This is a genomic window from Luteibacter sp. (genome assembly GCF_036499525.1).
Lineage (GTDB): Bacteria > Pseudomonadota > Gammaproteobacteria > Xanthomonadales > Rhodanobacteraceae > Luteibacter.
Genome location: NZ_DASYDO010000068.1, coordinates 22,893 through 38,076, shown reverse-complemented (window position 1 = coordinate 38,076; position 15,184 = coordinate 22,893). Strand labels below are relative to the sequence as shown.

The window sequence follows — 15,184 nt, the reverse complement described above, 5'->3', positions numbered from 1 at the left end:
AAAGCCATGGCGCACGAAATTCCCTGCTGGTACATGCGAGGCGGCACCTCGAAAGGTCCCTTCTTCCTTGCCCGCGACCTGCCTGGGGACCGTGCCACCCGCGACGCCGTGATCGCGGCGGTCATGGGCTCGCCGGATGCCCGTCAGATCGACGGTCTGGGTGGCGCGAAGACACTCACCAGCAAGATCGGCATCCTCTCCATCCCGACCGATGGCGTCGCCGATCTCGATTTCCTGTTCGGCCAGGTCGGCATCGCCGATGCGACGGTGGACACCACGCCCAATTGCGGCAACATGCTCGCGGCAGCGTTGCCGGCGGCGATCGAGTCGGGACTGATCGAGGGCGACCACGGCACCACGACTCGCCGCGTACGCACGGTGAATACCGGTGTGGTGGCCGAAATCACCATCGAGACGCCATTCGGCAGGCCGGTGTACGACGGCGACGCGCGCATCGATGGCGTGCCGCGCCCCGCGGCGCCCGTAAGCTGTGGATTCCTCGACACCGAGGGGTCGCTCACGGGAAGCCTGCTGCCCACCGGCAACGTACGCGACACGATCGACGGCATCGAGATGACGCTGATCGACAACGGCATGCCGGTCATGGTCATTGCCGCCGCGGCACTCGGCGTGCGTGGCGACGAGAGCCCTGAGGAACTCGACGGCAACGCCGCGCTGAAGGCGCGCATCGAGGCGCTGCGCCTGAAGGCGGCGCTGCTCATGAATCTCGGCGACGTCAGCAACAAGCCCGTACCGAAGATCACTCTGGTGTCGCCGCCGCGTGCCGGCGCCATCGGCACGCGCACCTTCATTCCGCACGACGTGCATACCTCGATCGGCGTGCTCGGCGCCGTCACCGTCGCGACGGCAGCCGTCCTTCCCGGCTCGGTGGCATACGACGTCGCCAATCCGGGCGAGGGCGACGTGCGCACCCTTTCGATTGAACATCCCACGGGCGAGTTCAGCGTCGAGGTCGGCATGGAAGGCACGCGCGTGGTCCGCGCGGCGCTCCTGCGCACGGCACGGCTGCTGATGCGCGGCACCGTTCCCGTCTCCCTATCGATCTGGCGCGGCCCCGCCGCCTGATCCCATTCCCTGGAGCTAGCCATGTCCGAACAGAAGACCGCGCTTATCGTCAGCGCTCATTCCGCCGATTTCGTCTGGCGCGCCGGCGGCGCCATCGCGCTGCACGCTGCCCAGGGATGGCGCGTGCACATCGTTTGCCTGTCGTTTGGCGAGCGCGGCGAGTCCGCGAAGCTATGGCGCCAGCCGGGCATGACGATGGATAAGGTGAAGACCGACCGCCGGGCCGAAGCGCAGGAAGCCGCGGACATCCTCGGCGCCAGCGTGGAATTTCTCGACATTGGCGATTACCCGATGCGCGCGGACCTCGACGTGGTGTTCCACCTCGCCAAGGTCTACCGCGAACTGCGTCCGTCCTTCGTGCTCAGCCACTCGCTGAAGGACCCGTACAACTTCGACCATCCGCTCGCCACCCACGTGGCCCAGGAAGCACGCGTGGTCGCCCAGGCGCACGGCCACGAGCCGCAGGTGCCGGTGATCGGCGCGCCGCCGGTGTTCCTGTTCGAGCCGCACCAGCCCGAGCAGTGCGAATGGAAACCGGAACTGTTCCTCGACATCACATCGGTATGGGAGAAGAAGCGCGCCGCTTTCCAGACCATGCGCGCGCAGGAGCACCTGTGGGAGTACTACACCCGGGTCGGCTTGCAGCGCGGCGCCCAGGCCACGCGCAATTCGGATTTCAAGATCACCTATGCGGAAGCCTTCCAGCGCGTGTTCCCGCACGTGACACAGGGGACGCTCGCATGATCGGCGTGGTCGTTCGCAACCGGCCGTCCATCGGCGCGGAGCGGGCCAGCACGCTGGCCGCGCTCGGCGTCGCCACGGTGCACGAGGCGCAGGGCCGCACCGGCCTGTTCCAGCCGCCGATCGCGCCGATCCAGCAGGACCGCGCCATCGCGGGATCCGCGGTCACCGTGCTGGCCCAGCCGGGCGACAACTGGATGCTTCACGTGGCCGTCGAACAATGCCGTCCAGGCGACGTGCTGGTCGTCGCGTGCACCACCGAGAACACCGACGGCATGTTCGGCGACCTGCTCGCCACGTCGTTGATGGCTTGCGGCGTGGCCGGCCTGGTCATTGATGCCGGCGTGCGCGACAGCGCGGAACTGCGCCGCATGGGCTTTCCGGTCTGGGCGCGCGCGGTGCACGCGCGCGGCACCGTGAAGGCCACGCTGGGCTCGGTCAACGTCCCCGTCGTCATCGGCGGCCAGGTGGTGAAGGCGGGCGATGCCATCGTCGCGGACGACGACGGGGTGGTCGTGGTGCCTTACGCGACCGTGGATGCCACCATCGCCGCATCGCGCCAGCGCATGCTGAACGAAGAAGACAAACGTAAGCGCCTTGCGGCGGGTGAACTCGGCCTCGATATCTACGGGATGCGCCCGAAGCTCGAAGCCGCCGGCCTGCGCTACGTCGACGACCTTCCGAACGAGTAACCCATGAAATCCTGCCTTCCCCCCGATCCGCATCCCACCAGGCCGCAGCAGGCGCTCCCGCCGCTCGCCTGCGATGCGCACTGCCATGTGTTCGGCGCCGCCGACCGCTTCCCCTTTGCGCCGGACCGCACCTATACGCCACCCGACGCGCCTTACGAACATCTCGTCGCGCTCCACGACTTCCTCGGCCTCGACCGTGGCGTCATCGTGCAGGCCAGCTGCCACGGCACCGACAATACGGCCATGCTCGACGCCATCGCGCGTGGCGAAGGCCGTTATCGCGGCGTGGCCATCGTCGACGACGGCATCGACGACAAGGGCCTCGAGGCGCTGGACCACGGGGGCGTTCGTGGCGTCCGCTTCAACTTCGTGCAGCATCTCGGCGGCCGGCCGGACATGAATGTGTTCTGGCGTGTGCTCGGCAAGGTGGCGGAGATGGGCTGGCACGTGGTACTGCACCTGGACGCCAATGACATCGTGGAACTGAACGACGACGTGCTCGCGAAGATCCGTGTGCCCTTCGTCATCGATCACATGGGCCGCGTGCAGGCCGCCAAGGGCCTGGAACAGGAACCTTTCCGCCTGCTGCTTGCGCTCATGCGGGACAACCCGCTGGCGTGGGTGAAGGTGAGCGGTGCCGAGCGTGTCTCCGTCGGCAAGCGGCCGTTCGACGACGCTATCCCGTTCGCGAGCGCGCTGATCGAGGCCGCACCCGATCGCGTGCTCTGGGGCACGGACTTCCCGCACCCGAACATCTCGAAGGACATGCCTAACGATGGCGGCCTGGTCGACCTGATGTTCCGTTTCTGCCCGGACGAGGCCATGCGCAGGCGCCTGCTCATCGACAATCCCGCGCGCCTGTACGACTTCGCCTGATCGATCCACGTCACGAGAACCCCATGTCCGATATCGCCGCCACCGTTCCGTCGTCGCAGAAGCCACGCAAGCCGTTCTACCGGCAGCTCTACGTCCAGGTCCTGGTGGCGGTGATCATCGGCGTTATCCTCGGCTACCTGTCGCCAAAATACGCCGTGGCGATGAAACCTCTCGGCGACGGCTTCATCTTCCTCATCAAGATGGTGATCGGGCCGATCATCTTCTGCACCGTGGTGACCGGCATCGCGGGCATGCGCGACATGCGCAAGGTCGGTCGCGTGGGCGGCAAGGCGCTGCTCTACTTCGAGATGATTTCCACGTTCGCGCTGTTCTTCGGGCTTGTCGCCGCGCATGTGTTCCATCCTGGCACAGGCTTCAACGTCGATCCGTCCACCCTGAAGGCGGACGAGGTGAGCAGCCTCGTCGCCCAGGGCCACAACATCGAATCCATCGGCTTCCTGCTGTCCATCATCCCGACGACCTTCGTCAGCGCGTTCGCGAAGGGTGACGTGCTCTCGATCCTGCTCATCTCGGTGCTGTTCGGCAGTGCCCTGGCTTCCGTGGGTGCCCGTGGCAAGCCTGTCTACGACGTGATCGAGGCTAGCGCCCAGGTGTTCTTCAAGATCGTCCACTACATCACGGCGGTCTCGTCCATCGGCGCATTTGGCGCCATGGCCTTCACCATCGGCAAGTACGGCGTGGTGTCCCTGGTGCCGCTGATGAAGCTGATCGGCAGCTTCTACCTCGTCTGCGTGGTATTTGTCGTGGTGGTCCTTGGCGCGGTCGCGCGCTTTACCGGATTCAGCATCCTGCGCTTCTGCGCGTACATCAAGGACGAACTGCTGATCGTGCTCGGCACCAGCTCGTCGGAAGTCGTACTGGCTCCGTTGATGCGCAAGATGGAAGACCTGGGATGCCCGAAGGAGACGGTGGGCCTTGTCGTGCCGACGGGCTATTCGTTCAACCTCGACGGCACCAACATCTACCTGACCATGGCGATCCTGTTCATCGCGCAGGCGCTGAACATCCAGCTCTCCCTCGAACAGCAGATCACGGTGGCAATCGTGGGCATGCTCACCTCGAAGGGCGCCAGCGGCGTCGCCGGCGCCGCACTGGTGATGCTGGCCTCCACGCTGAGCGTCGTGCCGGTGGTACCGGTGGCAGGCATGGTGCTGATCCTCGGCATCCACCGCTTCCTCGGCACCGGCCTCGCGATGACGAACCTCGTGGGCAACGGCGTGGCCGTGATCGTGGTCTCGGCGTGGGAGCGCGAGCTCGACCGCCCGAGAATGGCGGCCGTACTGAAAGCGGCATAACGATCCGTGGCTCCTGCGCTTCGCTCCGTCGCCTACTGGATCGGGTAGCCCGCTGGCGCAGGCTCATGTCCCGTGCGGCTTCGCCGCCGCATCCTTGACGTGCTTCGCTTCGTAGGGTGGGCTCGCCTTGCGGCCTCGCGCGCGGCGCTTGCGGCGTGGCGGGGAAGCCGGCAGCCGTCGCCCTCGCCGCGAAGGCTTGCGTCGTTCCTTGGGAAAGGATGCCGCTGCGCGGCAGTGTCTTATGGCTTACGCCCCGGCGGACCCGGGCGTCCGGGCGGGGGTCTTCGACTCGGCATCCCTGCCTCGACGAAGACGGCCGGCCATCCAGGCCGGCCCCCTGCGGGCCTTTTCCGCCCGAACGCCCTCGACTCCAGACATCGCGGCGAGGGCGACGGCTGCCGGCTCCGAACGATACGGTGACGTGCGGGAGAGCTGGGGTGTCGATGCTTGGTGTGGGAGCCGCTTCAGCGGCGATCCCGCGGCAGCGGGCAACCTTGCCTCAAGCACCCATCGACGCTGAAGCGGCTCACAAAGCGATAGCGGCTTCTGCATGTTCGCTTCCACGTGAGGTGGGGAGTCGTCGGGTGTCGCCCTGGGAGCGATTGCGCAGGGAGGCGAAGGCCGGACGAGCACTTAGCGACCAGGGTGACGCGCGGCGACTCCCCTGCCTCACCGCCAAGAGCGGAACACGATGGCGAAGCCGAGCCGGCAGTGTCTCAGGAAATACGCGAAGACCGAAAAACGACTCTGGCCCCTTTTTAAGCGGCCAGGGAGATGCCCGCTTCCAGTGCGTCGAAATACTCGCGGGTGAGCCGCAACTGCGTTGCTGCATCTTCCGCCTTGTTCACCACGTGGCGGAATGCCGCGTTTTCTGGACGATCCTTCGCGTACCAGCCCAGGTGCTTGCGTGCGATGCGCACCCCCATCGTCTCGCCGTAGAAGGCGTAGAGGTGTTCCAGGTGGCCGGTGAGGATGTCTCGCACCTCGCCGGGCGTGGGTTCCGGAAGGAAGCCGCCTGTGTCGAGGTGGTGGGCGATTTCGCGGAAGATCCATGGACGGCCCTGTGCGCCGCGGCCGATCATCACCGCATCGGCGCCGGTCAGGCGCAGCACTTCGCGGGCCTTTGACGGGTCGACGATGTCGCCGTTGGCGAGGACGGGAATGGAAACGCTGGCCTTTACCGCGGCGATGGTCGCGTACTCGGCTTCGCCTTCGTATTTGTCGGCACGCGTGCGCCCATGCACCGAGAGGGCGGCGATGCCCGCGTCCTCAGCGATGCGCGCGATGTTCAGAGCGTTGCGATGGTCGCGATCCCAGCCCGTGCGGATCTTCAGCGTGACCGGTATGTCGACCGCCTTCACCACGGCATCGAGGATGCGCGCCACGAGCGGTTCGTCCTGGAGCAGGGCGGAGCCCGACCACACGTTGCAGACCTTCTTCGCGGGGCAGCCCATGTTGATGTCTACGATCTGCGCACCGTTGTCGGCGTTGTACCTGGCGGCCTCGGCGAGCATGCCAGGGTCGTAGCCCGCGATCTGCACGCTCACCGGCTCGGGTTCGCCGTCATGGTCCATCCGCCGCAGCGACTTGCGCGTATTCCACAGGCGCGGATCGGCCGTGGTCATCTCTGACACGGCAAGCCCGGCCCCCATGCGTTTGCACAGGAGCCGGAACGGCTTGTCGGTCACGCCAGCCATGGGCGCGAGCACCACGGCGGGCGCGATGGAGTAGGGGCCAATACGCATGGCCTTGATTTTACTGCTTTCTGGCCTCTGCGCCCAGCGCGGCGACAGCCGCGGCGGCATCCACCTCGAGCATGCCGTGGGTGACGCTGCTCGTGCGCAGAAGGATGTCGCGCGCCGTGCGTGCATCCAGTCGTGGCGACAGCGAAAGCAGCAGGGCGAGGATGCCACTGACGTGCGCGGCGGCCATCGAGGAGCCCGAGGTGAAGTCGTAGCCGCCGCCGGGCTGGGTGGTGAGGATGTCCTTGCCGGGTGCGCTGAGGACGCCCGCCGGCGCCGGGGCGGTGTCGCTGGAACGCACCACGATGACGCCCGGCGCGCTGTCGGGAAATCCGCCGGTGCCGCCGCCGGGCGGCAGCGCGGCCACGACGATGCGGCCACTGCTCAGCAACTGCTCGAGCAGCTTGCCGAGCAGCGGATCCGGCGGTCCGCCCAGGCTCATGTTGACGATGCGCGCATCGGTATCGTTGACCGCGGCGAGCGCCTTGGCGAGGGTGAACGAGTTGCACCGCGCACCTTTGGCGGGATCGGGATACCAGCAGGCCTTGTATACGCTGATGCGCGATGTCGGCGCGATGCCGACCATGCCCTGGTGGTTGTCGCCCTCGGCGGCGATGATCCCGGCCACCTCGGTCCCGTGGCGGTCGCTATTGAATGCGTTGGTGTTGTTGTCGTCGACGTCATCGCCGCCATCGCGCACATGGTCGCGAAGATCGGGATGGCTCATGTCGGCGCCGGTATCGACGACCGCGATGTGCACGCCGTCGCCCTGTGTGACCGTATGGGCGACTGCGGCGCGTGTTTCGACGAAGCCGCGCTGAAGGTCCGTATAGGGGTCGTTGTAATGGCGGCCGTCCTGGGGCGCCGCCTGCTGCGAGCCATTGTCGTTGCCGTAGACGGAATACTCCTGCAGGGGCTGCGCCAGTTGTACGCGCTTGTCCGCCGCGAGCCGCGCGATGAGCGCGTCGCGATCCACGCCAGGTGGCGGCCGCAAAACGACGCAGTAAAGCCCCAGCGCCTTGATCGGCCAACCCGTGATCGTGCGCACGCCATAGGCCTTCTCGATATCTGCCAGGGCGGATGCTGCACGCTGTCCCGCGCCGTAATTGGCGGACGGTGTGTAGCCAAGCAGGTTAGACCCTGCATGCGTCGCCGCTGGCTCCAGCGGATTGGCCACGGCCAGGACGATATCGCGCTTGCCGTCCATGGATGCGACGTCCCCGGTTGGGGACGCGCCGCCTGCGGAAGTGCCGCGTGGGGGGCGCACCGCTGCGCACCCGCCGAGCATGGAAAGAACCAGCGATGCCGAAAGGACGAAGAGCAGCCGCTTCATGGTGCTCCGCTGACGGGCTCCGCAAAGCGGATGCCCGGTGTGGCGCGCAGGCGCAGCAGGGTCTGTGTCGACGCGGCCTTGCCGTCCTCGGAAACCAGCGTATAGGCACCCACGTCGTTGGGTCCGCCCGTGACGCGCAGGTGGAAGTCCTGCAGGACCTTGTTCCACTCGGCGACTTTCATGGTCGACTGTGGAACGACGCGCAGCGCGCCCGGCACCATCGGGGCCTCGGCCTGGCTCAGCGTACGGTATGCCGGCGCCGGCGATTCCTCGCCACGCAGCTTGATGCCGAGCACGCCGATGCCGATGGCCTGCACGAGCACCGCGGCGACCAGGCCACGGACCAGCCAGCCCGACGAGGTGAACCGGCGCGTCACCGGTGGCTGTGCCTGGGCTTCGTCGATGCGAGCCATCAGCTGGGCAAGGCCCGCGTCCGCGTCGACAGGGAGGTCGGACGGCAGCGACAGCGCCGCGCGCAGGCGTTCCTGCTGCGCGAATTCCTCGCGGCACGCAGGGCAGCCGGACAGATGGGCCCTCAGCCAATTGCCCTGTTCGGTGGGGGCATCGCCCCGGAGTACCCAGGGCATCGCTTCCCAGGCTCGTGTGCAATCCCTGCCAGCATCCTTTTGGAGGGTCATGGCGCGTTCTCTCTGTTGATGGTTCGCTCCCCGGCCAGTCCGGGAAGCACATTGCGCAGCTTCACGCGCGCATGGAATAGCCGTGCCTTCACGGTGCCCACCGGGCACCCCATGATCGTCGCGACGTCGTCCAGCGTGTGGCCGACGCCATACACCAGTTCGACCACGACGCGCTGGTCGGCGGAAAGTCTTTCAAGGCCCTTGCCCAGCCAGTCGCGCAGCACGCGGTCCTCGTCGGGATCGTGAGCCGGCGTGCGATCTTCGGGAAGGCTGTCCTCGTCCACGGGTTCGGCGCCGTGCTGGCGCAGCGCCTTGAGGCCGCAGCGGTAGGCGATGCCCATGATCCACGTGGATACGCGGGAATCGCCCTGGAACGTGGCGGCCTTCTGCCAGGCGATCCAGAAGCAGTCATTGATGGCTTCCTCGACGATGTCCGTGCGCCGGGTGATACGCGACAGAAATCGGCATAACCGCCCGTGATAGGCGCGGTACATGACCGCGAGCGCGGCCCGGTCGCCGTCGGCCATGCGGCGCAGCAGCTGGCGATCGGTCGCGTCAGCCTCGTTGTCGGCATGTCTCATGGGCTGGCCCATTGGTTCGGATGACTCGTGGGTTCCGGCCGGACGGCAAAAGGTTGCCTCTGTTACCTTTCAGAACGCCCGCGAGACGGTTGCTGTCCACGGTGAGATTTCGGGCTGGAAGGCACGGCGATCGCGATTGCTGGTGATATGGGCGACCTCGATCCGCCACGGCCCGTTATCCCATGTGAGGCCAGCGTGCCCGTAATAGTAGTGGTTCCGGCGCTCATAGCCGGCCCCGCGCGGGGGCACCAGCTCCTGGGCCGCACCGGCGCTCGCCGAGAGCGAGAATCCGCGGGCCAGCGGCCAGTGGAGTCCGAGGTCGGCGGCGCCGCGCGGACGCTGGCCGCCGTAGCGGTTCAGATGCGAGGCGGACACCCCGAACGTGAGCACGTCACGATAGATCCAGCTGACGCCGAGCTCCGTACGGTCATAGGTTCTTCCGCGTCCGTGGCTCGGATACCGGTAATCGAGGAGGTTCGCCTGCATCTGCCAGTCGGTGGCAAGCGACCAGGAGTGAGCCACCTGGGCGACGAAGCTGACGAAACCACGCGGTGTACGGGCCTGTGCGCTGGCGGAGACACCGGCGGACCATCCGGAGGGCGAGGTCCAGTTGATCGCACCCTGAAGGACGGGCCCCGGCGGGGTGATGGCCATGCCGCGGTCCACCAGCTGCGAACTCAGCGCGAAGGTGCCGGTCAGCGGCGAGGTTTGCGCGTCGGTTGCCGGGGAGGCCAGGATCAGGGCCACGACGAGGAAACCCGGACGGGCCCGGGGGCTCGCGTAGGTGTGGGTGACCTGTCGCTGGTCTAGGGCATGCGGGAACGCGGCACCATACTCCCTCTGCGGTATCCGGCCGATCCGGGCGCCAGGGACGCCGGGATCCACTCTAGTGCTGGGTGTCGAGATAGGAAATCAGATCGTCCAGGTCCTTCGCATTATCGAGGCCCTCGTACTTCATTTTCGTGCCTGGGTTGGCCTTTTTCGCCGGTTGCGAAAGGTAGGTATGCAGCTGTTCCGGTGTCCATGTCCACGCACTCTGTTTCAGCGCGTCGGAATAGTCGTAGTCAGCAATGCTTCCGGCCTTGCGCCCCACGATGCCGAACAGGCTGGGGCCCTTCTTGTTGCGGCCCTCCCTGACGGTGTGGCACTCGGCGCACTCGGATTTGAAGACGTCCTTGCCCGCGTCGGCATCGCCGGCCCGGGCCGGCGGTGCTGCCCAGCCGGCGGCGACGATGACGAATAGGGCGAGATGCAGGTTTTGTCGCAGGGTGGATGTCGACACTCGAACGGCTCCCTTCATGGTCAGAATGCGATGCTGGCCGAGAGGGAAAACGCGTTCAGGTCGTGCGCATCGGTCGTCTGCGTACCTGGTGGCGCGAAGAAGATGTCGTCTTCCCTGCCGGCGAAGCGGCTGAAGCGGAACCAGGTAGCCGCAATCTTCAGGTTGGCGATCGAGGTATACGAATCGTCCTTGCCGAAGGGTGCCCAGTACACGCTGATGAGGTTAGTGGTCGTGTCCGGATCGCCCGAGGGTCCGAAGCGCGCCAGGTCGTGCGACCCGGTGCTCTTGAAGTGGGCGACGCTCACGCCGTAGGTCTGCTTGAACGTGTAGGTCACGCTCATGGTCTGGTCGTGCACGATGCCGTCGTCGCGTGCGATGACGCCCCCGATGACCGGCGTGCTGCCGTAATCGCGCTTCTCCAGGATGTTCACGTAGGCAAGCTGCACGATGTGGTCGCGGTTGCCCAGGTACTGATAGGTCAGGTCGTAGCCCATGTCGACAAGGTCGTCGCTGGGTCCGGACCGGGGCAACTGCCGTTTCGTCGTCAGCCCGACCACGCCCGCCGAGAAGAATTGTTTCTTCATGTCCTTCATGTACGCAAAGCGAACATAAGCCATATCGCTGAGGCGTCCCGGGTCGCCGCCGATGTCGTACCCGAGGTTGTCCTGCTGCGACGTGGACAGGGAGCGGTAGCTGCCCACCTCGCCGTACCAGTTCTTGTCGAAGAGCGCATAGGCCGTCGCACCGATCACGCGATTGGACAGTGAGTTCGCGCTGCCGGGATTGAGCAGGGTGCCGGTGACGCCGGCGGGTCCGAGGAAGCTCGAAGACGGCAGCACGGAGATGGGATCGTCGAAGCCCGGGCTGTTGTTCACGCTTACGCCGAACAATGCTTCCTTGCCGCCGATCTTCAGTTCCTTGGCGACGAAGCGCAGGTCCACGCTGCTGAGCTTCGTGTTGTACGTGTTGTGGCCGGTATGATCGGCCTCGACTTTCACGTAACCGCCGATCTGGTCGGTGAGCCGCCCGGCCAGGTACAGGTCGCCCTCGGTCAGGGCGGTAGTGCTGTCGCCGCGCGCGGGGTTGGTATGCGTCTCGGTCAGCTGCATCGCCAGGGGGATCTTCGTGCCCTTGCCATCGGTATCGGTATAGCCGCCCAGCTTGAAGCGCATGCCATAGGGCGTGAGCGCGGGGCCATAGGCGCCCGCATGGCAGTCCGCGCAGGCCGCGCCGGTCTGGCGCGCATAAGCGGGAATGGCCTGTGCGGTCGTAGTGGCGAAGAGCAGGAACGCGGCCACGAGGCCGCCGAGGAGCAACTTGTCGGTCCTTCGCTTCACGCGTGGGCTGGATAACGGCAGCATGGTCTGTTCCTTCTTCCTATCGATGGGTCGCAACGTGCAGGCCACCGCCGCCCATCAGCGACGACGCCTCGGTAACATCATTCGGAGCGTGTGGTCGCGCAGCACGAAGTGGTGCCAGAGCGCGGCGGCCAGATGCAGCGTGGCGAGCACGAGCAGGGCCCAGGCGGCATCCACGTGCAGGGACTGCAAGGCGTCCGCCAGGTCCTCGTCCTCGCCGACCAGCGCCGGCAGGGTCAGGCCAAAAAAATGCACGTCCTTGCCCGCGGCGCTGGACATCGTCCAGCCCAGGAGGGGCAGGGCGAGCAGCAGGGCATAGAGGGCGACGTGGGTGGCGCCAGCGCAGATCCTCACGACCCGCGGATGGTCGCCGCCCGGCTGCAGCTTGCCGTAGCGGATGCGCAGGCCCACGCGGGTGCCGAAGAGCAGGAGCACGAGCAGCCCGGCATGGCGATGGCCCTCAAGCAGCCACATGCGCACCGTGCGCCCGTCCAGTTCGCTGCGTACCAGGATCAACATCGCCGCGACGACGACGCACAGGACCGTGAGCCAGTGGAGCGCCACCAGCGTGCGTGGGCGCATCGGTACCGGTGCCTCGTTCGTCATCGCCAGGCGTCCTCGTGTGCCATGTCCGTTTTGAGTGCCGGCCGGCGGGAGGAAGGTTGCGCCCGCGTCCCGCAACCTTTTGCCGCCGGCACCGGCACTCAGGTGGGAGTCCGCCGTGAGCCCAGCAGGTCGCCCCAACATGGACATCCAACCGATCCTCCTGCAGACGCACGGCGACAGCCGCGGCATGCTCGTCGCACTCGAGCAGGAGCGGAACGTGCCTTTTCCCATCCGGCGCGTCTATTACCTTTTCGCGACCAGCACGGAGGTGCATCGCGGCATGCATGCGCACCGGCACCTCAACCAGCTGGCGGTGGCCGTGCGCGGCAGCGTCACCATTCTTCTCGACGACGGCACCGGGCCTGCGCAGGTGACCCTCGACGATCCCGCCAGGGGATTGCTGCTGGGGAGCATGGTGTGGCGGGACCTTTACGATTTCAGCGACGACTGCGTGCTGATGGTGCTGGCCGACCAGTTCTACGATCCGGCCGACTACATCACTGATTACGATGAATTCCTGAGCGAGGTACGGGGCGATACGAGGCGCGGAGGAACCGCGTGGTGACTGTCGCGTCGCCCGCGGTGCCGTTCCTTGAGCTACGCGAGGTCAACGCGGCCCATGCCGATGAGCTGAAGGCCGCCGTGGCCCGCGTCATCGACTCCGGCCATTACGTGCTGGGAGAAGAACTGTCGGCATTCGAGCGTGAGTTCGCCAGGTGGTGTGGCGTGCGCCATGCGATCGGCGTGGGCAATGGCCTGGATGCCCTTTCGCTGGTCCTGCGCGCCTACATGGAACTCGGCGCCATGAACGAGGGCGACGAGGTGATCGTCCCCGCCAACACGTTCATCGCGAGTTTCCTGGCCGTGAGTGCCAACCGGCTGGTCCCGGTACCCGTGGAACCGGACGAGGAATCGTTCAACCTCGATCCGGCTCACGTCGAGGCGGCCATTGGGCCGCGTACACGGGCCATCATGGCCGTCCATCTCTACGGCCGCCTCGCTGACACACGGATGCTCGCGACGATTGCGCGACGATACGGCCTGCTGCTGATCGAGGATGCCGCACAGGCCCATGGTGCCGCTTACTGCGGGCGCAAGGCGGGTTCGTTTGGCGACGCGGCGGGTTTCAGCTTCTATCCGGGCAAGAACCTCGGCGCACTGGGCGACGCGGGCGCGGTGGTGACGGACGACGACGCCCTTGCGGCCGCCGTTCGCGCGCTGCGCAACTACGGCTCCGTGGAGAAGTATTGCCACTCGCGTGCAGGTGTGAATTCGCGTCTCGACGAGATACAGGCGGCCGTGCTTCGCGTGAAGCTTCGCCATATCGACGCGGAGAACGCGGCGCGGCAACGCATCGCCACCGTTTACCGGGAAGCGATCGCCAATCCGGCGATCCGCCTTCCCGCCGAAGGCCATCCTGGCGGCCATGTATGGCACCTGTTCGTGATACGCAGCGCGTGGCGCGAGGCGTTGCGCGCGCACCTCGCCGATGCGGGCGTGCAAACCCTGGTCCATTACCCGATCCCGCCGCACAGGCAGGGGGCTTATTCCCCGTTGCACCGTCTGTCCTTCCCGCTGACGGAGCGGATGCACGACGAAGTGCTGAGTTTGCCGATGGCGCCTAACCTGGGCAACGAGCAGGTCGAGCGGGTGATCGACGCCTGCCTGTCGTTCGTGGCGCCATGAACTTCGTTCGTTCCAGTATGTATGCGGCGGCCGGTACGGCGGCGCGCCTGCTTGCCGCGCTGCTGGTGGTAAAGCTCGTGGCCTCTTTTGCCGGTCCTGCCGGCGTGGGGCGCCTCGGTCAGTTCATCAGCCTGATGTCGCTGCTGGCAGTCTTCGCCGGCGGAGGCATCGGTTCCGCGGTGGTGAAATACGTGGCCGAATACCGCGAGGACAGCGCTCGCCTGTCGCGACTGCTGGCCGCGGCGCTCTGGTACGCCTTGCTCGCTTCCTGCGCGATGGGCGTGGTGACCTGGCTGTTCAGCGCGAAGATCGCCGTGTGGCTGCTGGGCGACGCGAGCTACGCCAGCCTGGTTCGTGTCCTCGCCTTCGCCCAGCTGGGCGTCGCCGTCGTCAACTATATCCTCGCGGTCATCAACGGCTTCATGGACGTGCGCCGGCTCGCGCTCATCCATGTCGCGGGCTCGGCGCTGGCCATGCTGGCCGCGCTCACGCTGTCGCGCTGGCTGCATCTGTACGGTGCCTTGCTTTCCCTGGTGCTCGGCCAGGTACTGTGGCTCATCGTCGGCCTGCCTGCGTGGTGGCGCAGTCCGTATTTCAGCCGGGGCATGCTGCGCATGCGCTTCGACCGCGAGATGACCGGGCGGCTCGCGGCCTTTTCCACGATGACGCTGACGTCGGCCCTGGTGCCGCCCCTGGTCAACATCGCCGTCCGCGACGACCTTGCCAGCCGCTTCGGTTGGGAGCAGGTCGGTTACTGGCAGGCGGTGACCCGCGTGTCGGACGCCTACCTGCTGTTCATCGTCACGGCGATCAACATCTACTACCTGCCGCGCCTGGCGGCGGCGAAGCAAAAGGGCCCACTGGTCGCGGCGCTCCGCGAAGCCTGGCGCTACCTGCTGCCGGCCGTGACGCTGGTGGCCGCCCTCATCTACCTGCTGCGCGATACGGTGACCGCGGTGCTGTTCAGCGGCGACTTCGCCGCGGCAAACGCGCTTTACGCCCCGCAGCTGATCGGCGATGTCCTGAAGATCGCTTCTTTCGTCCTGGCCTACCTGATGCTGGCCAAGGCGATGACCCGTCTTTTCATCGTTTCCGAGCTGGTCTTCGCGGCCACGTACTTCCTGCTCGTCCATGCGTTCACCGCACAGTTCGGGCTCATCGGCGCGATGTACGCATTCGCCGTGAACTATGCGATCTACCTGCTCTTCAATCTCGTGGTGGCGCGGCGCTACCTGGGAGCCCTTTGA

The 15,184-nt window shown here is 66.5% G+C and carries 16 protein-coding genes; 8 read left to right on the top strand and 8 right to left on the bottom strand.

Features of this window, described 5'->3' with window-relative positions:
* Positions 1-6 precede the first annotated feature (6 nt).
* Genes VGM71_RS13660 through dctA form a run of 5 tightly spaced genes read left to right on the top strand, consistent with a single transcriptional unit; the run spans position 7 to position 4,711 of the window.
* Entirely contained in the window at positions 7-1,086 is a 1,080-nt protein-coding gene (locus VGM71_RS13660; RefSeq protein ID WP_331546040.1) for a 4-oxalomesaconate tautomerase, read from the top strand.
* 21 nt (positions 1,087-1,107) lie between these two features.
* Positions 1,108-1,830, top strand: coding sequence for a PIG-L deacetylase family protein (locus VGM71_RS13655; RefSeq protein WP_331546038.1), 723 nt, complete (start codon positions 1,108-1,110; stop codon positions 1,828-1,830).
* Positions 1,827-2,519, top strand: coding sequence for a 4-carboxy-4-hydroxy-2-oxoadipate aldolase/oxaloacetate decarboxylase (locus tag VGM71_RS13650; RefSeq protein WP_331546036.1), 693 nt, complete (start codon positions 1,827-1,829; stop codon positions 2,517-2,519). Before VGM71_RS13655 ends, VGM71_RS13650 begins: the two co-directional genes overlap by 4 nt.
* A 3-nt stretch (positions 2,520-2,522) precedes the next feature.
* On the top strand, positions 2,523-3,395 hold the full coding sequence (locus VGM71_RS13645; RefSeq protein WP_331546034.1) for an amidohydrolase family protein: 873 nt from the start codon (positions 2,523-2,525) through the stop codon (positions 3,393-3,395).
* 23 nt (positions 3,396-3,418) lie between these two features.
* On the top strand, positions 3,419-4,711 hold the full coding sequence (gene dctA, locus VGM71_RS13640; protein ID WP_331546032.1) for a C4-dicarboxylate transporter DctA: 1,293 nt from the start codon (positions 3,419-3,421) through the stop codon (positions 4,709-4,711).
* A 758-nt stretch (positions 4,712-5,469) separates the two neighbouring features.
* Here the strand turns inward: dctA and dusB are convergent.
* The 8 genes from dusB to VGM71_RS13600 form a co-directional block, all read right to left on the bottom strand.
* A complete protein-coding gene (gene dusB, locus VGM71_RS13635; protein WP_331546030.1) occupies positions 5,470-6,456 on the bottom strand; it encodes a tRNA dihydrouridine synthase DusB in 987 nt (328 codons plus the stop codon).
* 10 nt (positions 6,457-6,466) lie between these two features.
* The gene (locus VGM71_RS13630) at positions 6,467-7,786 is read right to left on the bottom strand and encodes a S8 family serine peptidase (protein ID WP_331546028.1); all 1,320 of its coding nucleotides are present in this window, start codon (positions 7,784-7,786) and stop codon (positions 6,467-6,469) included.
* On the bottom strand, positions 7,783-8,424 hold the full coding sequence (locus VGM71_RS13625; protein ID WP_331546026.1) for an anti-sigma factor family protein: 642 nt from the start codon (positions 8,422-8,424) through the stop codon (positions 7,783-7,785). Before VGM71_RS13625 ends, VGM71_RS13630 begins: the two co-directional genes overlap by 4 nt.
* On the bottom strand, positions 8,421-9,005 hold the full coding sequence (locus tag VGM71_RS13620) for an RNA polymerase sigma factor (protein WP_331546024.1): 585 nt from the start codon (positions 9,003-9,005) through the stop codon (positions 8,421-8,423). Before VGM71_RS13620 ends, VGM71_RS13625 begins: the two co-directional genes overlap by 4 nt.
* Positions 9,006-9,074: 69 nt before the next feature.
* Positions 9,075-9,752 (bottom strand): TorF family putative porin, encoded by a 678-nt coding sequence (locus VGM71_RS13615; RefSeq protein WP_331546023.1) that lies wholly within the window; start codon positions 9,750-9,752, stop codon positions 9,075-9,077.
* A gap of 139 nt (positions 9,753-9,891) precedes the next feature.
* Positions 9,892-10,272 (bottom strand): c-type cytochrome, encoded by a 381-nt coding sequence (locus VGM71_RS13610; RefSeq protein WP_414675138.1) that lies wholly within the window; start codon positions 10,270-10,272, stop codon positions 9,892-9,894.
* Positions 10,273-10,307: 35 nt separating this feature from the next.
* Entirely contained in the window at positions 10,308-11,648 is a 1,341-nt protein-coding gene (locus tag VGM71_RS13605; RefSeq protein WP_331546019.1) for a cytochrome C, read from the bottom strand.
* A 54-nt stretch (positions 11,649-11,702) separates the two neighbouring features.
* The gene (locus tag VGM71_RS13600; RefSeq protein WP_331546017.1) at positions 11,703-12,251 is read right to left on the bottom strand and encodes a cytochrome b; all 549 of its coding nucleotides are present in this window, start codon (positions 12,249-12,251) and stop codon (positions 11,703-11,705) included.
* Positions 12,252-12,390: 139 nt separating this feature from the next.
* Between VGM71_RS13600 and VGM71_RS13595 the strand changes: the two genes are divergently transcribed.
* Genes VGM71_RS13595 through VGM71_RS13585 form a run of 3 tightly spaced genes read left to right on the top strand, consistent with a single transcriptional unit; the run spans position 12,391 to position 15,184 of the window.
* Positions 12,391-12,816 (top strand): FdtA/QdtA family cupin domain-containing protein, encoded by a 426-nt coding sequence (locus VGM71_RS13595; RefSeq protein WP_331546015.1) that lies wholly within the window; start codon positions 12,391-12,393, stop codon positions 12,814-12,816.
* On the top strand, positions 12,813-13,937 hold the full coding sequence (locus VGM71_RS13590; protein WP_331546013.1) for a DegT/DnrJ/EryC1/StrS family aminotransferase: 1,125 nt from the start codon (positions 12,813-12,815) through the stop codon (positions 13,935-13,937). The genes VGM71_RS13595 and VGM71_RS13590 overlap by 4 nt, the downstream gene beginning before the upstream one ends.
* Positions 13,934-15,184 carry an O-antigen translocase gene (locus VGM71_RS13585; RefSeq protein ID WP_331546011.1) on the top strand — a complete coding sequence of 417 codons (1,251 nt, stop codon included), beginning with the start codon at positions 13,934-13,936 and terminating at the stop codon, positions 15,182-15,184. Before VGM71_RS13590 ends, VGM71_RS13585 begins: the two co-directional genes overlap by 4 nt.